Below are 22,141 nucleotides of genomic sequence, written 5' to 3' on the forward strand. Positions count from 1 at the left end.
GTTAATTAAAAATAAAAGTCTTTAAGAATGATAAAACACAATACCCTGCTGCTATTAACGACATTCTTATTTGCAAATAGCTTACTTGCTCAGGATAGGGATTTATTGAATGTCAACTATGCAGTTTCGACATTAAAATATAACGACACTTTTGCTAATGCCAATTTATTTGATGTAAAACTCAAACTTCCGGTGTTCCAAAAAAAACAACATACCATTGTTGGAATAGTGGGTTACAAAAATTTATCGCTACAGAATTTCCCGGCGGATCATACCAGCAATTTACACGGTCTCACTTTGCAGGGAGCCTGGATCTATAAATTATCAGACAGAAAAAGCCTGACCTTTTTTGCTCAAACAGGATTGTTTTCAGATTTACAAGATGTGAGTGGCAAAGATTTCAGGTATACTGCAGGCTTGCGTTACAGGGTAAAACATTCCGAAAAGTTGCGTACAGGTTGGGGTCTGGCTTATTCCAGACAGTTTTTCGGTAACCAGATTATCCCATTCATTGATGTAGATTACAAACCCAATGATAAATGGAGCATTACCGGGCAGTTCCCCATCAAACCAAAAGTGCTTTACCATTTTAATGATAAATGGAGTGCCGGGATTGAAGTATCCGCAGATGCATCCAGCTACAGGCTTTCAGCAACGGAAAGTGACAATCAGTTTATCCAGGTCAATCAATGGACTGGTTTGGCAAAGCTGGAATATCAGTTTGCAAAAAACTGGGAACTGAATATTGGGGTCGGTAGAAATTTTAGACAGAGCTACAAACTTTATGATGATACAGCTACTACACCTTGGACGGTTATTACTATGCCTTTAGGTGAAAAGCCCGACCCCATCTATGAAATAGACAACAACGGATGGAATATTCAACTGGGTATTTTATTTAAACCATTCTAGAAGACCTTATCTTTTGTAACTTTATCATAAAAATGAAATTACCCATAGAAAAAATATTGCCCATTGCTTTATGTATCGTATTTCCGGCATTAAATGCGATTACTACGAGGGGGATTATAAATATTTTTGATGTTGATTCCTTGATATTACTTCGGTGGGCGTCTGTTTCTGCAATGCTTTACCTGCTTTGGATCTTGCTGGATTATATTTCTAGAAAAGCAGAAACGTACAGATTTCTTAAATCAATTATTGCAGCGACAGCGTTACTTATTATAGTTTACAATATATTTCTGCTCACACCGCTATTTCAAAATAAGAATTTGAAATGGATGTTTGTGGTGAGGTATTTTATTGCCATTATTCCATTTCTAATAATTCAATATGCCTTTCGTGCCAACAAAAAAGTAGCACAACTGGAACTGGAAAAACAGCAGATACAAACAGAAAACTACAAGGTTCAATTAGAAGCATTACGCACCAAAGCCGACCCGCATTTTTTATTTAATTCACTCAATACCCTTCGTACAATGGTGCGGCATCGAGACCCGAAATCTGAACAGTTTATCCTCAGTCTTTCCGACTTTTACCGGCAAACTTTACGGTACAACGAAAGCACATTGATTAAACTGATTGATGAGGTAAAGGTATTGGAATCCTATTTATTTCTAATGAAGAACAGAAATGAGGAAGCTGTACAAATCAGTATCCAGATTGCTGAAGAATTGTACGAACACCAAATTCCTACATTGGCATTGCAAACCGTGGTAGAAAACTGTTTTAAGCATAATATGATGACATCGAAAATGCCTTTGTATATTGAGATCAAAAGTGCCGATAATTATATTGAAATTAAAAATAATGTTCAACCCAGGATGACCAACAGTTCATCTTCCGGCTATGGATTGGAAAATTTGAAAAAGAGGTATGAGTTGCTAAACATCGAAAACGGAGTGGATATTGAATCGACAGATGGTTACTTTCTGGTAAGACTTAAACTTATTTAATGAAGGGGGTAATCTAAATGCTCAACTGAAATAATATGAACGTACTGATAGTAGAAGACGAATTACATACTTCCAAGTTGCTGAAAGAAATAATTGAGCAGGATGAAGATTTTTTGGTAACCGAACGTTTGGAGTCGGTAGCAGAAGCTGCGCAATATTTAAGTAAACACCAGCAAAAATTAGACCTGATTTTTCTGGATATCCAGTTAGCCGACGGGCATAGCTTTGAGATTTTTAACCATATTGACGTTACTGTTCCCGTAGTGTTTTGTACCGCTTATGATGAGTATACTTTACAAGCCATTAAAAATAACGGTATTGATTATATCCTCAAACCTTTCAAGGAGGAAGACATTCACACTGCACTAAACAAATACAAAAGGCTGGTTCAAACTTTTAAGGGCAAATCATCTGCCCCGTTACAATTTCCCGATGCTACTCAATACCAGCAAAGCTTTCTGACACAATATCGAGATAAAACACTGGTAAAATACGTAAAAGACATCGCTCTTTTTTACATTGAATTTGAGACTGTTTATATATACACCATTGGCGGCGAAAAATTTTCCTTGTTCAAAAATCTGGAGTACATCGAATCAGTTTGTGACCCTAAACAGTTTTTTCGTATCAACAGGCAGGTTTTGATTAATAGAGAAGCAATATTGTCTATTGAGCCATATTTCAACAGAAAAGTCATTGTTCAAACAAAGTTCAACCTATCAGAAAAGTTAATTGTAAGCAGGTTGAAAGTTACTGCTTTTAAAGACTGGTTAGAATCGTAGTTTATATTTCATCCCTATTCGCAGGTGATATTTTGATAAAACCAAGGTTTTCCCAGACTACCTTGTTATTGTTGTACAACTTCAAAACCAGAAGTGCAGAAACATTCAGCTCTTAGCTGTTTTGCTTTATTAATCTCTCCAATTCATCTGCCTGAAAGACACCGGACTGTTTCCATTTAACTTCACCTGCTTTAAAAATCATCAAAGTAGGAACACTACGGATTCCGAACTGAGCTGCAACCGCCTGATTTTTATCAATATCAATTTTGACGATATTGGCAGAGTCTCCTATTTTCTTTTTTAGGTCCTGAAGAATAGGAGCCTGCATTTTACACGGACCACACCATTCTGCAAAAAAGTCTACCAAAACAGGTTTATCCTGATTGATAAGTTCTTGAATTTATTCATTTTTTTGGATTTTATTTGATTTCTTCATATTCGACCTCATCACTTGTGTTCACAAATATAATGAAAGGGCAAAATTTAAAATAATATTTATCTGGAACAGCTTTTTCCGTCGTCCTTAATCCCCAATTTGCGAAGGATTACATACATCAAGCACCAATTGGTAAAAGCATTTTGTAAAAGATTGAGACCTACAAAACCTGTAGGCCAAAACCAGTTCTCATTCACTTTAATTCCTAAAAAAAGACTGGACAGAATTAAAATTCCGGCTATTGCGTGTGCGATTCTCGTATGCATATATTTCTTGTTTTAAATTGATTTTTCTAATTGTACGGTTGCGATATGAACGTGTGAAAATGTTTTTTGTTTTGAATTGAAATCTTGTATACGGATATAAATTTCGTCAACATATCTGCTTTCTATAAAAACGGTAAATAACAAAGAATCAATCTCAACATTGTCCGAACTGAACCAATTCTTGAGCTCATCACCGTTGTTTTTGAATCCTTTTACCGATTGATAGGAAAAGGCTTTCACTCCGGAATGTTTTAGAATATTTTTCACTTCTTTTTCAAATTCTTCTATTGCTGTTATCAATAATAGTTTCATAATTTTGAACTTTATTTGAACCTCGCAGGTTTTTGAAACCTATGCGATATGTTATTTTTTACTCTTCGGAAACTTTATTTTCAACTTCAGTTTTTTTCTCCCATTTATGTTTCTCCGTGATATAATAAATAACAGGAACAACAATCAATGTCAGAATGGTGGAAACTATGGCCCCGAACACCAGTGATATCGCCAATCCCTGGAAAATAGGATCGAAAAGAATGATTACCGCTCCGATTACTACCGCTCCAGTTGTTAATAAAATGGGCGTAGTTCGCACTGCTCCTGCTTCTATAATGGCTTGTTTGATTGGGATACCTTCGTTCAGACGGATTTCTATAAAATCAATCAGTAAAACCGAATTCCTTACCATCACACCAGCCAAAGCAATCATTCCTATGAATGAAGTTGCGGTAAAGAAAGCGCCGAGAAGCCAGTGTCCCAAAACAATCCCAATGAGCGACAGCGGAATGGCAACCATCATTACAATCGGGGTTTTAAAATTCTGGAACCAACCGACAATCAGCATATAAATAATAATAATTACCACAGCAAAAGCTGTCCCCAAATCCTTGAATACCTCTAAAGTAATCTGCCATTCTCCGTCCCATTTTACGGTATAATTATCTTCGCTTTCCGGCTGGTTCATATACAGTTCGTTCAGTGAATATCCTTTCGGAAGCTGGATTTTTTTCAGTTTTTCTTCCATTCCCAAGATCGCATACGCCGGACTTTCAAGACCTCCTGCCATGTCTGCCATTACATACACCACTCTTTTCTGGTCTTTTCTGTAAATGGATTTTTGCAACGTATCTTGTTCTACTTTTACCAAGTCGCTTACAGGAATCATTCCCATTTGTCCTTTTATTTTCAGGTTGATCACGTCTTGAATGCTGGCTTTGTCGCCGTTATTCAGTTTCATTACGATATCAACAGGATCGTTGGATTTTTCGTCATATAAATTTCCAATCGGATGTTCGCCCATCAAATATGATAGATTACCAACAATCTGTTGTGGTGCAACACCATTCAGCATTGCTTTTTCTTTGTCCGGAATAATCTTAAATTCAGTTTGAGGTGCTTCTACCATCCAGTCGATATCCACAACATCGTCGGTTTTATGCAGAATTTCCTCCACTTGTTTGGCAACTTTTATCTGCCCATCATAATCAGGACCATAAATTTCGGCTACAATAGTTGATAAAACCGGCGGACCAGGCGGAACTTCCACCACTTTGACATTGGCGTTGTATTTTGCTGCAATTTTCTGAATTTCCGGACGGATTTTCTTGGCTACATCGTGGCTTTGCGCATCTCGGTCTTCTTTGTGCAAAAGATTTACCTGAATATCTGCGGTATTGCTCGCTCCTCTCATATCATAATGACGAACCAAACCATTGAACGTAATTGGAGCAGAAGAGCCTACATAATTCTGGTAATTTACGACTTCAGGAACGGTTTTCAGGTATTGGGAAATGTCTTTGGTAACAGCGGCTGTTCTTTCCAGAGTGGTTCCTTCCGGCATATCAATCACCAGCTGAATTTCATTTTTATTATCAAAAGGAAGCATTTTCACAGCGACCCATTTCGTGAAAAATGCCAATACCGAAATCAATAAAAGTACCACCGTAACGCCCGTCATCGTCCATCTTTTGGATTTGCTGTCGAGCAATGGCTGTTCTATTTTTTTATAAATTTTATAAATTAAACCGGTTTCCAATCCCTGTTCTTCCTTATGCTCGTGCGTATCTTTTACTTTTAATAAATGAAAACCTAAATATGGTGTTACCGTTAAAGCTACAAACAGCGAAAGCAACATCGCAATCGAAGCTCCAATCGGCATTGGCGACATATAAGGTCCCATCATTCCGGAGACAAAAGCCATTGGTAAAATCGCAGCAATTACCGTAAAAGTGGCTAAAATGGTTGGATTACCGACTTCATTAATGGCATAAATAGCCGCTTGTTTGAAGGGTAATTTCTTCATATGAAAATGCCTGTGCATATTTTCCGCAATGATAATACTGTCGTCCACCACAATTCCGACCACGAAAACCAAAGCAAAAAGCGTGATTCTGTTTAAAGTATACCCTAACATATAATAGCTGAACAATGTCAAAGCGAACGTAAGCGGAACTGAGAAGAACACGACCAATCCGCCTCTCCAACCCATCGCAAGCATTACCAAAAAGGTAACTGCCAAGATTGCAATGCCCAAATGCATCAATAATTCTGACACTTTGTGGGAAGCCGTTTCTCCGTAATTTCTGGTAACTTCTACGTGAACATCATTTGGAATTAAAGTTTTCTTCAATTCTTCTACTTTGGTTAGGATTTGCTCGGAAATTTTCATAGCATCTGCACCTTTTACTTTGGAAACAGAAAGTGTCACTGCAGGATACTCAGACTTAAATTTCTTGCTGTTTTCCATCGCATTTCCGTTTCCGAAACTTACGTAATTGGCGGGAGAAGCTGCTCCGTCTTCAATTTTCGCGACCTGTTTCAGATACACTGGCATATTTTGAGAGGTTCCAATAACCAGATTTTCTACATCTTCTGCTGAATTCAGGAATTGTCCTGTTGTCAAAAGATATTCTGTATCATTAGAATCAAAACTTCCGGATTGTGAACTTCCGTTGTTGGCCTGAATCATCTGCATCACAGAAAGTGCATCGACGTTCAGTTCAGCCATTTTATCTTTATCTACGATGACTTTTAGTTGTCGGTTTCTTCCGCCAATCACATTGGTCAGGGAAACGTCTTTAATTTTTTTGACTTCCGAAGATAATTCTTCACCGATCTGACGAAGTTCGTAATCGTTGTATTTTTCGCTCCAAAGCGTAAGTCCCAACATCGGAACATCATCTATGGAACGGGTTTTCACCATCGGTTCCATCACGCCTTTCGGCAAGATGTTTTTGTTTTTCATCAGTTCATCATACAATTTCACATAAGAGCGTTCTGTATCTTCACCCACATAAAACTGAACAATAATCATTGCTTTTCCGTTCATTGCCATTGAGTGGATGTGCTCTACCCCTTTGATGTTGGAAATAACTTTTTCCAAAGGTTTTACCACGCGGCTTTCTACTTCTTTCGGCGATGCGCCTGGATAACCGACCATTACATCTGCCATTGGCACAATGATTTGCGGTTCTTCCTCTCTTGGTATTAATGTGGAACTGTACACCCCGATTATCATCAAAGCGACCATCAATAAAATCGTCAGTTTTGAATTGATGAAAAACTCGGCGATACGTCCTGCGAATCCTTTTTCCATAAAAAAATATTTTTTTAATGTGAAAATGTATCAATGTAACAGTATAACAATTACAAACTTTATTCGTAAATCAGTAATTGCTGCATTGGTCAATTGTTACATTATTTAATTTGAATTTTTGCTCCGTTATACAATTTTCCGTTGGCTGAAATGATGTATGGTTCTTTAGCATTTAAACCTGATAGCACTTCCACCTCATCTCCGAAAGATTTCCCGATTTTTATCCATCGTAAGACTGCTGTATTTTATGAACTTACCGTGTAAACTCCCGTTAATTGTCCATTTTCTACCAAAGCAGATTTTGGAACCGTTATGCTTTCCTCGAAATCCTGATTGGTTTTACCGGAATTTTTAAATGGAAACTGCACATTGACAAACATTCCGGGGAGCAATTCTTTTGATGCAGGAATATTGATTTTCACCATATATTGCCCACCAGTGTTGGTGGCCGATTTACTGATTTCGGAAACCTTTCCTGGAACCGTTTTGTTGATGGATTTGAGTGTTACCTGAACAGTCATTTCCGGATTAATCATAGTAATGTATTGCTCGGAAACCAAAACCTGCGCCTGCAAAGCTCCCGAAGATTCTATCGTAAGCAGAGGCATTCCCGGACTTGCCATATCGCCCTGTTCCGCAAATTTCGCAGTAATTGTTCCGGAAATCGGAGCGGTAATGTTGGTATATTTATATTGAGAATTGACTTCGTTTTTCATTTGCTGAGCGGCTTGCAAACCCGCCTGAGCCATTTCGAAACGGGCTCTCATATCGTCTAATTCTTTTTGAGATGCACTTTGATTTTTGTATAAATTCTGGAATCTTTCGTAATCTTTTTTAGCAATATTGAAACTAGCCTGAGCTTGCGAAATCTGTGCGTTGGCTTGTCCGCCTTTTGCCTGAATATCGGTGGAATTAATGCTTATCAATGCTTGCCCGGCAGATACGTTCTGTCCGACTTCTGCTCTCATCGAGGTGATGTAGCCCATCATTCTGGTAGAAACATTCACGGAATTTCTGGCAACCAATTTTCCGGTGGCAGTTGCGGATGAACCTGTGGAATTGGTAGTTGATTGATTGACCGTAACCGAAATGGGAGCATCTGTGTTTTGTTCGGTTTTTTTGTCGTCGGACGAGCAGCTGCTCAAAAGAACTGCTGACAGAATAAGACCGGAATAAATATATGTTTTCATAATGTTGATTTTATTTTTCTGTTTCAAACCTCATAGGTTTTTATTTTTTATTGTATTGAGCGAAACTTTAATCATAGCCCCGATGGGAACGGCATCCTTTTTTGCTTATCCTAAATTTTCTATTCTAAAAAAAAATCAAAAGCAAAAAAGATATAGTGGACAGCGGGATTAAGCTCCTAAAAAAATTAATTTTTCAAAAATTTATAATACTCTAAAGCGGTGTTGTATTCGAAAATGGCTTGGATGTGTTCTAATTCTTTCTGTGACATTTGCGTTTCGGACGTAAGCAGATCGGCAGATTTTTCCAGACCTTGGTCGTAGCGGTTTTTGCGGATTCGGTAGGCTTCTTTGCTCTGTTCCCAGGCAAGTTTGGTGAGGTTTACTTTGTTCCCGGCATCCTGAACTTGTCGGGAAGTTTTGCTCAATTCCAGCTCGCTTTGTTTTTGGTATTGCTGGATTTCGGTTTCTGCTTTGGAGCGTTCGGCTTTGTATTTTTCCTGTTCGCTTTTGGCTTTCAAACCATCGAAAACGTTCCAAGAAAGCTGAATTCCGGCTAAATATCCGTTGGCATCGAACTGTGCGATTTTGTTGTCGTACATCTCGAAACTTCCAAAGGCGTTGAGTTTTGGTAGAAATTTGGCTTTGGAAGATTTTATCATCAAACCGTAAGCTTCGAGAGATTTTTGGTAGGCTTGTAAATCTTTTCTATTAATATTCAAAGTGGGATTATTTTCTACCATATTTTCCTGATATTCTAATGATTCTGTGGGTTTTAGGACTTTGTTCTGGTAATTTTCATCCAACAAAAAATAGAGATAATCGGAAGCATTTTTGACATTTGATTTAGCGTACTGAATCTGATTGTCAATTTCTTTCAGACGTACATCCATATACAAAACTTCTGATTTCTGAATAATTCCGTTTTTGTAATAATTGTCGATGACTCTTTTATTTGCCAATGTTGTTGTTTTAGCGTTTTCTAACGTTTCAACCATCTTGTACGCCACCTGTAACGTCATATATGCTTTTTTGAGTTCGAACTGAACGTATTCTTTGGTTCTTTCTGTTTTGATTTTCAGCACTTCTGATTTTACCTGTCCGGCTTTTTTCTGGTAAACCGCATCCATATTGATGATGGGCTGCTGAATTTCTAATTTGGTCGCAAACGTAGAAATACTTTTTGGCGAATTGAGATTATCCGGATTGAAATCCGTCATCGTAATACGTTCCTGATTGAGTTTTGAACCAAATGCATACAGCGGATTGTTAGTATTGGAAAAAGTGTAAGACGCATTAATGTTTGGGAGATACATCGCTCTTGTTCCCAACAGTTCTGCATCGGCAAGTTCGGCTTCTTTTTGCGCCATTTTTACCTGAAGATTATTGTCCAAAATTTTCTGCTCTAGTTCGGTTTTGGAAATAGTTATGGTATCCTGTGAAAATATAGTTTGAAATGTGATTATCGATAAAATAAGCACCCAGACTTTTTGCATAATCTTTAATTTTTGACAAAATTAGACTGATGAAAACTGTTGCACAGTAACCTTTATCACATAAGAAGATAATTCAGAATAACATTTGCTTTTATTTTGGGGACAAAAAAAAACCGCCAGTAAAGGCGGTAATAATTAAAAATATATGGAAACATTTATGTTAATTTGATTTGAGGAATCATCGTGATTTTAGATTTCACAGAATTGGATATTAAGCAATTGGCTTCTGATTTCTGCAAAATTTTCTCAGCTTTTTCTCTGTCCGATTCGTCTTTGATGGTGACAACAGGTTCCAAAATCACTTCGATCATCAGAAATTTGCCTTCAACCTGTTCTAATTTTCCTTTGGATTTGCACTCAAAATTTTCAAATTCTAATTTTGAGTTTTCTGCAATTGCGAGGAAAGTTGTCATCAAACAACTGCTAACGGCTGCGGTAAACAAATGTTCCGGCGACCAGATTCCTTCGATTCCTTTGGGAAATTGAGGAGGTGTTGCTATTTCTATGCTTTGAAGAAGTTCCGGCGATGACATTTCTCCCTTACGCTCATTTTTCCAGGAAATATTAACGTTATAATAATGTGCTTCCATCGGATTATAATTTAGAGTTTAAACTACTCCATCCTCCACCATTGTGGACTTTTTTATAGCCATTATTCTGTAGAATATTTTTCGCAGAAGCACTTCTCATCCCCGATGCGCAACAGGTAATAATGGTTTTATCTTTGTTTTTTAACTTTGAAAGATTATTTTGAAGTTCATTAACAGGAATGTTAATAGAATTTTTGATATGTCCGCCAGCATATTCGCTTTTGCTTCTTACATCAAGGATAACAGCACCTTCATTTACAAGAGCCGCATAATCGGTTTTATCCATACCGAAAAGGTTTTTTATTGCATCTAACATTTTATTGGTTTTAAAATTTATAATGCAAATGTACGGATGAGATAAAAGTCAGTCAGTGATGTAAGTTACAATAGGGTAATTTTATTTCGGGAAAGTTTTATTTTACCTTCGATCTCTATCTGTTTCAGCACACGGCTTACTGCTTCTCTCGTAATACCTAGCTCGTCTGCAAGTTGTTGATGGGTAACGGAAAGTTCTCTAGATTTATACAGTTTTGATTTTTGATCTAATAAATATAAAATTCGAGCATCTGCTTTTTGGAAAGCAATTGAATTGACCATATTGACTAAATCCTCAAATCTTTTGTGATAAAGCTCAAAAACAAAAGTAGACCATTCCGGATATTTTGTGAGCCATTCTTTGGCTTTTGGAAGTGACAGCATCAGAATTTCAGCGTCCTCTTCTACCACCGCCTTAACTTTCGAAGTGCCTTGGGTAAGCCCTGAAAGTATTGATGAGATACAACTTTCCCCGGGCGTAAGATAATACAAAAGGATTTCTCTCCCATCCTCTTCCGTTCTTACGACCTTCACACTGCCAGACATTACCAATGGAATGTAATTAACATAGGAGTTGATATCTAAAATAACCGTACCTGCAGGGAATATTTTTAAATCGCCACTGGCTGCAATTTCTTTCTTGAGTTCAGGATCTAATATTTCATAAATATTCATACTCAAATATAACTATAATCATGGAAAAGCGGAATGCATTCCTAAATAGTAGATTATTCTTTTTTTTAATAAACTACCCCGTGGCAGAGCCCCGAAATATTAGAAACAAAAGCTTAGCTTTAGCTTAAGGAAAACTTTTGAAAATTTCTTTAGCTGTGATACTTTTTACTTTCATACAAATTTTACTAATTGATAAGTTTGGAACAATTTGTATCAAAAAATGAACATGGTTATCTTCATAACCAATTTCTAAAAATGAATTTCATAGCGATGAGACAATTCAATTATAGCGGATTGTTTCAATTTATATAACCTTTAAAATCACATACATTTCGCTGAGCAGTTTCATCAAAAAAAAACTTAAAAGTACATTTAGTGCTTTTAAGTTTTTTTACAAAAATGGATTAGAAAGCATATTCATAGTCAACTTCTAATTCATTTTTCACATGCCAGATACCGGGTGTTTTCCAGGCTATTCGTCCAGCTTCTTCTTTTGCATAAAAAGAATTTACCAATCCTGTTAGAGTTACAGTTGTTCCTGAAACGGCAACATCAATATCGCTGTCATCAATCGCACTTCTTTTAAGAGCATCTTTTACCGCTTTCTGTTCTATTACGTCATGAAGCTCGGATTTAATTTTAATATTATTAAAAACCCCCTTCACTCCTTTAAGATATTTGACCACTCTTTTAGCCGCTTCTTTCTGATGGTTCCATGGCAATACTCCTTCTAAAGTAACCCACCCATCTTCTACCTTTACCGAAACTTTATCATCAGGAACGTCCCATGCAGCTTTCAAAGCATCCAATACTTCTTTTGCAATTTCCGGATCTGTTTTTGTAAATGAATTGGGAAATTTCACCTCGATGTTTTCTACCAAAGCTTTTACACCGCTTACTCTTTTAGCAGCCTCTTCCGCCTCCGTTTTTTTCGCATAGCTGTCGACAATACCTGTTAAAGAAACGATACCATCTTTAGCAATGACTCCGATTTCTGCTGAGTTGAGCAGTGGTTCCCATTTAATGGCATCCTGAACGTCTTTCTGTAATTCTGAATTTGTTTTCATTTTTTTTAATTTTAATTTTGAATATGGCTTGCTGCCTTTGTCTATCTGAGCGATTAGTTCATCAGATTTTCAACTTGCCCTTATTCCGATTATACAATTATTAATTTAGTCTTGCTTTATTTGCAATCAGGTTACGTAATCCTCTTGTTATTAAAGTGTTTCAAAGTTCCGCAAAGTTCTGGTCAAATAAAGTGATGCTCATCACGCTGTCATTTGATATTGATCAACTTGCATTATTGGTGTAGGTGATCAAGGATAAGAAAACATTAAATATTATTATATTAGATGAAAAATTAAGAACTCATGAACAAAAAATTATTTTTACTGCTTCTCCTTTTATTAATGGGAAGCTGTGCTTCAACACATGATTTATCGAAGTGTATACAGTCCACTGATGCAGGATTTTTACACGGATTTTGGCAGGGCATTATCTCTCCTGTTTCTTTTGTATTAAGCTTGTTTGAAAAAGACATTACCGTTTATGAAGTTGCCAATAATGGCAATTGGTATAATTTAGGTTTTGTACTTGGATGTTATGTTACTTTTAAAGGCAGTAACGAGGGAGCCAAAAGAATATCTAAGAAATAATCTCTTCAGTCTAAATCAATAACGTCATTGCTGACGTATGGATCAAGATTGTCGACCACAAATTGATTTGTTACATAAACCGAATCATTTAGAAACATAATATATATTGATAAAGACGTACTTTAAAATTTTGTGAGAATAATGAAAAGTATATTTAGTATGAAGGATGAAATTCCTACAGAGAATCAGCTGAAAGAAGTCCTAGGAGACACTTTTGATATATGGAAAAGCTTTGAGAAATTTACTCATGAACATGATTTCAACTCTAAATCAGGATGGCATTTTTCCGGAGCAAAATTCGGATGGAGTTTTCGAATCAAAGATAAAACAAGGGTTATCATATATCTTTTACCGCGAGAGAAATTCTTTAAGGCAGCATTTGTTTTTGGACAGAAAGCGACTGAAAAAATACTTGAAAGTAATATTTCAGACAAAATAAAAGCCGAGCTTTTAGCCGCAAAGGCTTATACAGAAGGACGTGGAATCAGAATTGAAGTCAGAGACAGATCAAATTTGAAAGACATTGAAAAACTAATAAAAATAAAGATTGATCACTGATATCTTAATAAAAAAGCAGTAATAGGTTTTCCGTCCGTTACTGCTTTTTTTAAGTATTTTTAATTCCAATAACAAATCTATTTCTAGTTGGTTACAGAATTGTATTTCTCCAACCATTCCTTCATTCCCCCGTAATAAATTTTTACGTTCTCAAAACCATATTTCTTTAAGATAGAATAGGCGATAGAAGCACGGTCACCGCTCTGACAATAGATGATCACCTGCTTTTCATGGGAAATCATGTCGAGATGATCTTCAAGAGTTCCAACAAAAAAGTTTTCTGCATTGGCGATATGTCTTGCTTCATATTCAGTTTTGTTTCTTACATCGATCACCTGAACGTCTTCTCTGTTCAGATAGGTTTTAAATTCTTCAAGATCAATGCTGTCAACGGTCTGCAATTCCAATCCCAAATTTTCGGCACTAGAAATGTAGCCCATCATTTGATCCATCCCTATCCTCATCAGTTTACGGGTAAGGTCTTCCATTTGTCCCTCTTGGGCTAACAAAATAAAAGGTTCTGAATAGTTGACCATCCATCCCATCCAGGTCGAAAAAGAATTATTCCCCTGAATATTGAGGCTTTTCGGAATAAAACCTTTGGCAAAGTCTTCCTTACTTCTCGTATCAATCACCTGTACTCCATCATGGTATGCGCTGAGAAATTCTTCCTTTGAAAGTTTTTTCTGTATCGGAACTTCCATCAATAAAGGTCTGTCTACTTTATTCCACTTTTTCATCATTGCAAAATATTTCGGCGGTTCCGGCTGACCTTCTAACAGATACTCGATGAAACCTTCCTCATCATCTTCATACTGAAATGCCCAGTTTCTGATTTTCTCATAACCGACCGTAGAACTTGGGACAGCACCCAAAGATTTTCCGCAGGCCGAACCTGCTCCATGTCCCGGCCAGACCTGAATAAACTCAGGGAGCTTGACAAAGTCCTGCACCGAATGGTACATTTCTTTTGCTCCCTTTTCCTGAGTTCCGGTCAATCCCGCTACTTTTTCCAGTAAATCAGGTCTTCCTATGTCTCCCACGAAAACAAAGTCTCCGGTAAAAATCATCACCGGTACATCCGCTGCAGGATGATCGGTTAGTAAAAAACTGATACTTTCAGGGGTATGTCCCGGGGTGTGAATTACTTTCAGTGTAAGGCGACCTACTTCAATTGTATCCCCATTGATTAAACCAATATGCTGAAACTGATATTGCCAATCCGCTCCGCCTTCATCAGAAAGATACAGCTTCGCACCTGTTGCTTTTTCAAGCTCACGGGAACCTGAGAGAAAATCTGCGTGAATATGCGTTTCCGTGATATGGGTAATTGTCAGATTATTTTCTTTGGCAAGCTGAAGATAGGTATCGATATCTCTTTTTGGATCGATAACTATTGCTTCTCCGACTGTCTGACAGCCGATTAAATAACTCGCCTGCGCAAGGCTCTTATCATAAATATGTTGAAAAAACATAAATTATTTTTTTAATGTTGAACTTTAAATTAGAGGACTGGTTTTTAAGTATATCCATGCCCTATTGTTATCATCAATAAGATTTTAATATTGCTGCAAACGAACGCTATGGTTTTGCGATTTCCAAAACCATTCTGCCGCTGATATCTCCCTTTTTCATCTCATCAAAAACGGTATTAATATCTTCGAGTCTGGCTGTTTTTACAGTAGCTTTCACCTTTCCTTCCACGGCAAAAGCGATGGCTTCTTCCATATCTTTACGTGTTCCTACAATAGAACCACGGATAGTAGTACCATTGATCACTGTGTCGAAAATCGAGAGATCAAAAGTACCTGCAGGCAGTCCATTTAAGGAGAGTACCCCTTTACGTCGAAGGGTGCCGAGCGCCTGATTAAATGCAGTTATCGACGGTGCTGTCACAAGCATGCCATGCATTCCGCCGGTCTCTTTCTTAAGGAACAATCCCGGATCTTTTTCCTTGGCATTTACGATGACATCTGCCCCTAAGTCTTTTGCCAATTTTAGTTTATCATCAGCAATATCAATCGCTGCCACATGCAGACCCATCGCTTTGGCATACTGTACAGCAAGGTGACCTAATCCCCCGATTCCGGAAATACCTACCCATTCCCCGGGTTTGGCTTCAGTTTGTTTCAAACCTTTGTAAACGGTAACCCCGGCGCAAATGATCGGTGCCATTTCTGCAAAATTGATACCTGAAGGAAAGCGGGCAACATATCTTGAATCAGCAACAACATATTCAGCAAAACCACCGTCTACACTATAACCTCCATTTTTCTGACTTTCACAAAGGGTTTCCCAGCCCGTGTAACAATAGTCACAACATCCACAGGCACTGTATAACCAAGGTACACCGACAATATCACCTTCTTGCACGTTTTTTACACTGTGTCCTAACGCAACGACATATCCTATCGCCTCATGTCCAGGAACCAAAGGCATCTTTGGTTTGGCAGGCCAATCTCCCTCACATGCGTGAAGATCGGTATGACATACTCCACAGGCAATGACTTTCACTAATATTTCATTGTCGCCTGGCTCTCTTACGGGCATTTCTTCGATTTGTAACGGCTCTCCAAAAGCGTGGATTACCGCTGCTTTCATTTTTTTTGGTATCATAATTTATAAAGATCTAGAGCATATGGCTTTACTATTAATAAAGCCATATGCTGAATTAAAGGTTAAATTGGAAAAATAAAAAGATATGCTATTTTGCAACTCTCTGCTGTAATTAATTGCGACGTCCAGAGCAGTCGTACGAATCGGATTTGTTGCGCATGATGACCGCAAGGCGTTGTAATAATTACGCCAGCTCAGATTGTACTAATTTCTTACAGCTTTTGAAAGCTTTATCCGTCAGCTTGATTTTGACTCAAGCTGTTCCTCTGTCATTCATCAAATGACTTCACAAGTTTATTATTGAACGGGTTCACCGTTTTGATAATTGATGTCATGCCCATTGTTTCCATGTTGCTATTTTAAAGTTGAACAAATTTAGAAACAGAACCCGATATAGAAAATGACCCTCATCATGAATTTTTGTGATCGTCAGCAAAGTAATTTAGTATCCCGATTAATTATAGTGCCAGGATGATATTTGATGAACCTAAATAAAATAAAATATTGATAATCAATAAATTAAATTAATTTAAATATTAAAAAGACATTATGAAGACCAAATAATTATTAGGATTACAAACATTTCAGATGATCATAAACATGATCCTTGAGAAGCTGAAAGAATAAAGTGATGAGGATCATTTAAAAATGAAATTACCGTCATCTTCTGAATATTACTCAGATTTTACCTTTGTCCTATAAATTTAAATCAACTTCCAACAATAAAGTTCAGAGAAATCAACACGGTACAATCAATACTAATCTCGTATCGTGATGATAAACAAAATTTAAATCATCCTTTTATACGAGTAAAATTAATTACCCACTTCTTCATCTTATAAAATATAAAAAACATAATTAAAACAATAAAATAGTATCAAAATGAAAACTACGAAACATCTTATGGCGCTTAGTTTAGTATTAGGAAGCATGTTAATGCCGCAATTGTCAAATGCTCAAAGATTAGTCCAAAAAAGTACGGCAATCACTATTTTCGGAACATCTCCGATGCACGACTGGGAAATGACCGGTACCAATGCGAATTTTTCTGGAACTGTTTCGGGGAATGCAATCACGAATGTGACCTTCACCGTCCCTGTCAGAAATCTGAAGGCAGAAAAGGGAAAGACGATGGAAAAGAAGGCTTATGATGCATTGAAGGCAGACAAGGCTCCGAATATATCTTTCACAGCTACCTCCATCAATCTTGGCAAGAGCAATGCTACTGGAAAATTAACAATTGCAGGAGCTACTAAAACCGTTGCGTTCCCTATCTCCATTGTGAAAAAAGGAAACACTTATATCATTGACGGAAACGAAACGATCAAAATGTCAGAATTCGGAATGGAACGCCCGGGATTTATGGGAATCAAAACTGGTGACGTTGTCACTGTAAAAATAAATGTAGTAGCAGATTAATTCAAATCAAATAACTGAATAATATTTAATATCATGAAAAGAAATATATTTAAAGCCGGCTTCATCGCTGCTTTACTAACAGCAACATCGGGATTCGCTCAGGAAGGTAAATTAGACAATTTGAAACCAAGAGACCAACGGGGGTTGACGGTTTTTGAAAACCCAAAAGATACTGTTTCCACTTTTGATCACTTAAGAGTAAAAGTAGGGGGTGCATTTGCATTACAATTTCAGGGAATAAAACATGAGAATAATGCAACACCGGTTATCGTTAACGGTGTGAATACTACTCAATTGTACAACATCGGAAATAACATCAACCTCCCAACCGCCAATTTAGACTTGGACGTCGCTTTGTATGATGGTGTGAACTTACACTTGAGAACATTCCTGTCTTCAAGACACCATAACGAAACTTATGTAAAAGGTGGATACTTACAGATTGATAAGTTGGACTTCATCCAGAAAGGTTTTGCAGAGGAATTGATGAAATATACAACTATCAAAGTAGGTCAGGATCAAATCAACTACGGTGATGCTCAACTGAGAAGAACCGATAATGCTTACGCCATTTTGAATCCATTTGTTGGAAATTACCTAATGGACGCTTATGCTACGTTTCCTTTCGCAGAGCTTTATTACAGAAGAAACGGTGTGATCGTAATGGGTGGTGTAACCAACGGAAAACTTAATCAAACTGCTACGGGAGGAACAAGCCCCGGCATTTACGGAAAATTAGGATATGACAAACAGATCAATCAGGATCTTAGAATAAGACTTACAGGATCGGTTTATAATATTGCAAGAGCTCCAAGACTGGACTTTTACAATGGGGACAGAGCAGGTTCCAGATATTATTTTGTGATGGAGAATACAGCAGCCACTTCTTCAGCGCAGATGAGATCCGGAATGGTAGATCCGGACTTCGCCAATTCGATGACTTCATTGATGATCAACCCGTTTCTGAAATACAAAGGATTGGAATTCTTCGGAATCTTCGAATCCGCCTCTGGACGTAACCTCGTAGAAACTGATAGAAGAACGTACAACCAATATGCTGCAGAATTGCTTTACAGATTTGGAAATACTGAAAACTTCTACTTCGGCGGACGGTATAACAAAGTAGACGGAAAACTAATTACAGGTGACGACATTAGTGTAGACCGATATAATATTGGTGGAGGCTGGTTTATGACCAAAAACATCCTTACCAAAATAGAATACGTAAACCAGAAATATGACGGATATCCAGCAACCAACATCCGCAGAGACGGTAAGTTCAATGGATTTATGCTGGAAGCTGTGATCTCTTTCTAAATGTTCAGCTAACAGAAGCAGAGGAAACTCTAGAGTCTCCTTTGTTTTTTAAATTTAAAATCATGAAACCCTTACATATTTTTCTGCTTCTTTTATTTTCTGCAACAATGATCACTGCTCAGGAAAACTTTGTTAAAATTAATGGTAGTACAAATGTCAACAGTTTCCAATTCATCAACAGCAAATTCGGAAATGACCGCGGTGCTTATTCTTTCTCAGAAAAAGATTTACCCAACATCATTTTGAAAGTGAGCGATTTCTATTGCGAAAACAAGATGATGACCAAGGATTTCCAGAAGATACTGAATGCAGAAAAATACCCTGAGATGACGATCAGATTCATCAGCCTTACTAAAGATCAGAAAAATCTTCTTGCAGTGGTAGAAGTCAAAATGATGAATAAGAGCAAAAGATACAATGTGCGATTTGAAATGGAAAACAATAAACTTACAGGTAGGAAGAATGTCAAATTCAGTGATTTCAATATCACACCTCCAAAAAAGATGGGCGGAATAATCATTGTGAAAGATGACCTTGATCTGATATTAAGCCTGGCAACAAGAATTTAGATAAACTTTTTCAGATAATTAAATTTTTTCCACGCAGCATCACTGGATCTAACTGGTGATGTTGCTTTTTTATTTAGCCGCCTTAAATAAGTTATCTAAAAATAAGTAATTATTACATACAAATTAAATTTCCTGCCTTAACCATATCCGGTAATCATCTGTATTGATATAGCAGTTGGTTAATGTTTGGAGTTTTATTCTAATGATACTACATTATTATAGATTCAAAACCAGACCCAGACCGGCAGACTTCGATTGAATGACCGGATAGATGAAAGTGACGCCTTTCGATTCGTTATTTTTGAAGATCTTATTGACAATGGGGAATATCCAATAGGCAATTTCGGTGCTCAGGATACCAAATCCAGCGCCTGCAACCACATCGCCTACCCAATGTTTATCATTTAATGTCCTGTAAACACCTGTAAAAAGGGCAATTGGATATCCTGAAAGAGCAATCCACATATTCTCATCCTGATATTCTCTGAAGAGAAAATGTGCGGAAGAAAAAGCAGTCGCTGTATGACCGGAAGGAAAAGAAAGATGATTGGTGCCATCCGGACGTTCCTCTTTTACCAGATGCTTTAAAGGCAAAACAAATGTGGCTGAAATCAGCTGAGAGGTTCCGTAGATAATAGTTCGTTCCTTAAGATTATGCTTTCCTTTTATGCCTGCAAGATTATAACCGTAGACCATTGCTGCAGGCAAATATTGGGTGTAGTTATCAAGAGTGATATGCTTGGGTTGATGTTCTCCGATTTCATACTTTGTGGAACTGTTTAGATTTTTGAGCGCATCAGAACTTAGGCTGACCACTCCGAAGCCAATAAATACTGTTGGAATAATTAGCTTTTTATAGCTTGGTTTGTACACTGAATTACCGTAATTCTCTACAGAGAGTTTTTTCAGTTCGGCTGAATCAGATTGAACCTGTCCAAAACAAATATTTGAACAGGTTAAAACAATGATTGTTACTATTTTCATGGTAGGTTATTTAAACATTAAATTTAAAGAAATAAGATAAGATTTCATGGCTGATGTGATGATTGATTAAGAATGATTGAAACTGAATCTAGTCATCTATTTCACCTCCTTTTTTGTCTCATAGACCCATTTTTGTATTTCAGCCCGATCCGAAACAGATAGTTTTGCATCCTGATGAATAACCGTGTAAGAAGTAAGCGGCATTTCTCTGTCTTTGACAGTTTCAATAATCTCATCAAGTTTTTTAAGCTTCTCTTCCCGGCTGTAAGAATTGAACTCGTCAAAATTCAAATGTCTTTTACCAGAATTTACGTGATCAGCCAACCACCATTTCACAGGCTGTAACTTACTGTATGAAGGATAGGTAGTGTTGTTGGAGTGGCAGTCGTAGCAGCTCGTTTTCAAAATAGATTGAACGTTTGCCGGTATTTTATAATAATTTCCAATAGCATTTTCAGATTGACTCTGACTGATATTTTTTTTAACATCAATAAACTGAATACCGATAAACAGTAACAACAGTACAGCTAAAATATTTCTTATGGTGAAAAATGACTTATTCATTATTTTTAATTTTTGCATGATTATTTTCTAATTATTTAAATCGGAATTATTCCTCTTCACTTGCCGTATTTTTAAGCTTCATCAAAAGCGTGTACGCATTTTTGGTGACGATTTTTTTATTCTTGAAATCTCCAAAATTTTTGATCTGAACAAAACCGTTTTCAGCTTCTCCCAACGTTACAGGAGTCAGTTTATAGGTTTGTTTTTTTTGTTGAACAAAAACATAATTGTTCCCTTCAAAACTGACAATACTTTCCTCTGGAAGTGCATTGGAAAAGGATGTTTCAGTATCGATCTCAGCGTTCATATATATTCCGGGAATCAGGTTCTGGTCATAATGCTCAAAATGGCAATGCACATCTGCCGTTCCGTCTGCATTGATATCTTTGCTGATGAGAATAATTTCTCCATTATATTTTTTCTCCGGCTGTGTATTGGTATAGGCGGTAAATCTTTGTCCTATTTTCAGCATTTCAAGGTCTTTTTCATATACTTTAAGATTCAGATGAATGTCATTAGGATTGATGAGTTCAAATAAAACATCAGACGGATTTACAAACTTTCCTATATTCACATTCACTTTGCTCACAAAACCATTGATTGTACTGTAGACCGGAACACTTTTTCTAATATTCTCTGCGGTTAAATTTCCCGGATTTATATTGACAAGCTGAAGCTGTTCTGCCAAAGTATTCATCATGATCCTTTGGCTGTTCATTTCAGACTGAGCCTGCTGCATTACTTTATCACTGCTTGCCTGGCTCTGGTTGAGCTTTTTCTGTCTGCCATAATCCAGTTCTGCAAAATGAAGTTTTGATTTTGCCATCAGATAATCCTGCTGAAGCTGCATAAATTGAGGATTTTCGATAACAGCAATCACCTGTCCCTTATTCACCCGCATTCCCGGAAGCAGATTGGTATTTTTCAGATAACCACCCAGAGGAACGCTTACGGAAACCAAATTCTGAGGCGGAACATCTATTTTCCCATTGATTTTAAGTACCGTAGAAATATTTTTCACAGAAAGTGACATTGTTTCTATAGGCGTGTTTTTAAGCTGGGCATCGGTAAGTATAACGATACTTTCATCTTTAGAAGTTGTTGGCTTTATAACAGCTTCTTCTTTTTTATGGCATTGAACCGAAAAAAAGAGGACAAGCATTAATAAAATCAAATATTTATTTTGAATTAATCTTGACATAAT

The 22,141-nt window shown here is 37.1% G+C and carries 23 protein-coding genes and 1 pseudogene; 8 read left to right on the forward strand and 16 right to left on the reverse strand.

Going from position 1 to position 22,141, the window contains the following annotated elements; translation table 11 throughout:
- The first annotated feature begins 27 nt into the window (after nucleotides 1-27).
- Genes K0R77_RS01720 through K0R77_RS01730 form a run of 3 tightly spaced genes read left to right on the forward strand, consistent with a single transcriptional unit; the run spans nucleotide 28 to nucleotide 2,698 of the window.
- Nucleotides 28-912: a DUF6268 family outer membrane beta-barrel protein gene (locus tag K0R77_RS01720; RefSeq protein WP_300346612.1), complete on the forward strand. Its 885-nt coding sequence runs from the start codon at nucleotides 28-30 to the stop codon at nucleotides 910-912.
- Between the two features lie 32 nt (nucleotides 913-944).
- Nucleotides 945-1,916: a sensor histidine kinase gene (locus tag K0R77_RS01725; protein WP_300346614.1), complete on the forward strand. Its 972-nt coding sequence runs from the start codon at nucleotides 945-947 to the stop codon at nucleotides 1,914-1,916.
- Between the two features lie 35 nt (nucleotides 1,917-1,951).
- Complete coding sequence (locus K0R77_RS01730) at nucleotides 1,952-2,698, forward strand: LytTR family DNA-binding domain-containing protein (RefSeq protein ID WP_300346616.1); 747 nt, start codon at nucleotides 1,952-1,954, stop codon at nucleotides 2,696-2,698.
- Between the two features lie 112 nt (nucleotides 2,699-2,810).
- Here K0R77_RS01730 and trxA read toward each other — a convergent pair whose 3' ends face one another.
- From trxA to K0R77_RS01785, 11 genes and pseudogenes are all read right to left on the reverse strand, one after another.
- Nucleotides 2,811-3,098 (reverse strand): thioredoxin, encoded by a 288-nt coding sequence (gene trxA / locus K0R77_RS01735; protein WP_300348331.1) that lies wholly within the window; start codon nucleotides 3,096-3,098, stop codon nucleotides 2,811-2,813.
- A gap of 95 nt (nucleotides 3,099-3,193) precedes the next feature.
- Nucleotides 3,194-3,400 carry a DUF2892 domain-containing protein gene (locus tag K0R77_RS01740; protein ID WP_300346618.1) on the reverse strand — a complete coding sequence of 69 codons (207 nt, stop codon included), beginning with the start codon at nucleotides 3,398-3,400 and terminating at the stop codon, nucleotides 3,194-3,196.
- 12 nt (nucleotides 3,401-3,412) lie between these two features.
- Entirely contained in the window at nucleotides 3,413-3,712 is a 300-nt protein-coding gene (locus K0R77_RS01745) for a hypothetical protein (protein WP_300346620.1), read from the reverse strand.
- A 58-nt stretch (nucleotides 3,713-3,770) separates the two neighbouring features.
- Nucleotides 3,771-6,992 carry an efflux RND transporter permease subunit gene (locus tag K0R77_RS01750; protein ID WP_300346622.1) on the reverse strand — a complete coding sequence of 1,074 codons (3,222 nt, stop codon included), beginning with the start codon at nucleotides 6,990-6,992 and terminating at the stop codon, nucleotides 3,771-3,773.
- A 245-nt stretch (nucleotides 6,993-7,237) separates the two neighbouring features.
- A complete protein-coding gene (locus K0R77_RS01755; protein ID WP_367182664.1) occupies nucleotides 7,238-8,182 on the reverse strand; it encodes an efflux RND transporter periplasmic adaptor subunit in 945 nt (314 codons plus the stop codon).
- 185 nt (nucleotides 8,183-8,367) lie between these two features.
- Nucleotides 8,368-9,675 (reverse strand): TolC family protein, encoded by a 1,308-nt coding sequence (locus K0R77_RS01760; protein WP_300346624.1) that lies wholly within the window; start codon nucleotides 9,673-9,675, stop codon nucleotides 8,368-8,370.
- Between the two features lie 155 nt (nucleotides 9,676-9,830).
- Nucleotides 9,831-10,265 carry an OsmC family protein gene (locus K0R77_RS01765; RefSeq protein WP_300346626.1) on the reverse strand — a complete coding sequence of 145 codons (435 nt, stop codon included), beginning with the start codon at nucleotides 10,263-10,265 and terminating at the stop codon, nucleotides 9,831-9,833.
- A gap of 4 nt (nucleotides 10,266-10,269) precedes the next feature.
- On the reverse strand, nucleotides 10,270-10,581 hold the full coding sequence (locus K0R77_RS01770) for a rhodanese-like domain-containing protein (RefSeq protein WP_300346628.1): 312 nt from the start codon (nucleotides 10,579-10,581) through the stop codon (nucleotides 10,270-10,272).
- Between the two features lie 65 nt (nucleotides 10,582-10,646).
- Entirely contained in the window at nucleotides 10,647-11,255 is a 609-nt protein-coding gene (locus K0R77_RS01775) for a Crp/Fnr family transcriptional regulator (RefSeq protein WP_300346630.1), read from the reverse strand.
- A 139-nt stretch (nucleotides 11,256-11,394) separates the two neighbouring features.
- Nucleotides 11,395-11,511: pseudogene (locus tag K0R77_RS01780) on the reverse strand (transposase); the annotation flags it as partial.
- A 148-nt stretch (nucleotides 11,512-11,659) separates the two neighbouring features.
- Nucleotides 11,660-12,322, reverse strand: coding sequence for a BON domain-containing protein (locus K0R77_RS01785; protein ID WP_300346632.1), 663 nt, complete (start codon nucleotides 12,320-12,322; stop codon nucleotides 11,660-11,662).
- Nucleotides 12,323-12,625: 303 nt separating this feature from the next.
- Here K0R77_RS01785 and K0R77_RS01790 point away from each other — a divergent pair, with 303 nt between their 5' ends.
- Both K0R77_RS01790 and K0R77_RS01795 read left to right on the forward strand, forming a co-directional pair.
- The gene (locus K0R77_RS01790) at nucleotides 12,626-12,910 is read left to right on the forward strand and encodes a hypothetical protein (RefSeq protein WP_300346633.1); all 285 of its coding nucleotides are present in this window, start codon (nucleotides 12,626-12,628) and stop codon (nucleotides 12,908-12,910) included.
- Between the two features lie 141 nt (nucleotides 12,911-13,051).
- Nucleotides 13,052-13,468, forward strand: coding sequence for a DUF3788 domain-containing protein (locus K0R77_RS01795; protein ID WP_300346635.1), 417 nt, complete (start codon nucleotides 13,052-13,054; stop codon nucleotides 13,466-13,468).
- Between the two features lie 83 nt (nucleotides 13,469-13,551).
- Here the strand turns inward: K0R77_RS01795 and K0R77_RS01800 are convergent, their stop codons facing one another.
- Both K0R77_RS01800 and adhP read right to left on the reverse strand, forming a co-directional pair.
- Nucleotides 13,552-14,943 (reverse strand): MBL fold metallo-hydrolase, encoded by a 1,392-nt coding sequence (locus K0R77_RS01800; protein WP_300346637.1) that lies wholly within the window; start codon nucleotides 14,941-14,943, stop codon nucleotides 13,552-13,554.
- A 106-nt stretch (nucleotides 14,944-15,049) separates the two neighbouring features.
- Nucleotides 15,050-16,069 (reverse strand): alcohol dehydrogenase AdhP, encoded by a 1,020-nt coding sequence (adhP, locus tag K0R77_RS01805; protein ID WP_300346639.1) that lies wholly within the window; start codon nucleotides 16,067-16,069, stop codon nucleotides 15,050-15,052.
- A gap of 897 nt (nucleotides 16,070-16,966) precedes the next feature.
- Between adhP and K0R77_RS01810 the strand changes: the two genes are divergently transcribed.
- From K0R77_RS01810 to K0R77_RS01820, 3 genes are all read left to right on the forward strand, one after another.
- The gene (locus tag K0R77_RS01810) at nucleotides 16,967-17,503 is read left to right on the forward strand and encodes a YceI family protein (RefSeq protein ID WP_300346641.1); all 537 of its coding nucleotides are present in this window, start codon (nucleotides 16,967-16,969) and stop codon (nucleotides 17,501-17,503) included.
- Between the two features lie 33 nt (nucleotides 17,504-17,536).
- Nucleotides 17,537-18,820 (forward strand): hypothetical protein, encoded by a 1,284-nt coding sequence (locus tag K0R77_RS01815; RefSeq protein WP_300346643.1) that lies wholly within the window; start codon nucleotides 17,537-17,539, stop codon nucleotides 18,818-18,820.
- Between the two features lie 62 nt (nucleotides 18,821-18,882).
- Nucleotides 18,883-19,389, forward strand: a complete 507-nt coding sequence (locus K0R77_RS01820) for a YceI family protein (RefSeq protein ID WP_300346645.1) — start codon at nucleotides 18,883-18,885, stop codon at nucleotides 19,387-19,389.
- 216 nt (nucleotides 19,390-19,605) lie between these two features.
- Here K0R77_RS01820 and K0R77_RS01825 read toward each other — a convergent pair whose 3' ends face one another.
- From K0R77_RS01825 to K0R77_RS01835, 3 genes are all read right to left on the reverse strand, one after another.
- Nucleotides 19,606-20,373 carry a phosphatase PAP2 family protein gene (locus K0R77_RS01825; protein WP_300346646.1) on the reverse strand — a complete coding sequence of 256 codons (768 nt, stop codon included), beginning with the start codon at nucleotides 20,371-20,373 and terminating at the stop codon, nucleotides 19,606-19,608.
- A gap of 96 nt (nucleotides 20,374-20,469) precedes the next feature.
- The gene (locus K0R77_RS01830) at nucleotides 20,470-20,937 is read right to left on the reverse strand and encodes a heme-binding domain-containing protein (protein ID WP_300346647.1); all 468 of its coding nucleotides are present in this window, start codon (nucleotides 20,935-20,937) and stop codon (nucleotides 20,470-20,472) included.
- A 46-nt stretch (nucleotides 20,938-20,983) separates the two neighbouring features.
- A complete protein-coding gene (locus K0R77_RS01835) occupies nucleotides 20,984-22,138 on the reverse strand; it encodes an efflux RND transporter periplasmic adaptor subunit (protein ID WP_300346648.1) in 1,155 nt (384 codons plus the stop codon).
- Nucleotides 22,139-22,141: the final 3 nt, after the last annotated feature.

The sequence above is a fragment of the Chryseobacterium sp. genome (assembly GCF_029240215.1).
In the GTDB taxonomy this organism is placed as follows: Bacteria; Bacteroidota; Bacteroidia; order Flavobacteriales; family Weeksellaceae; genus Chryseobacterium.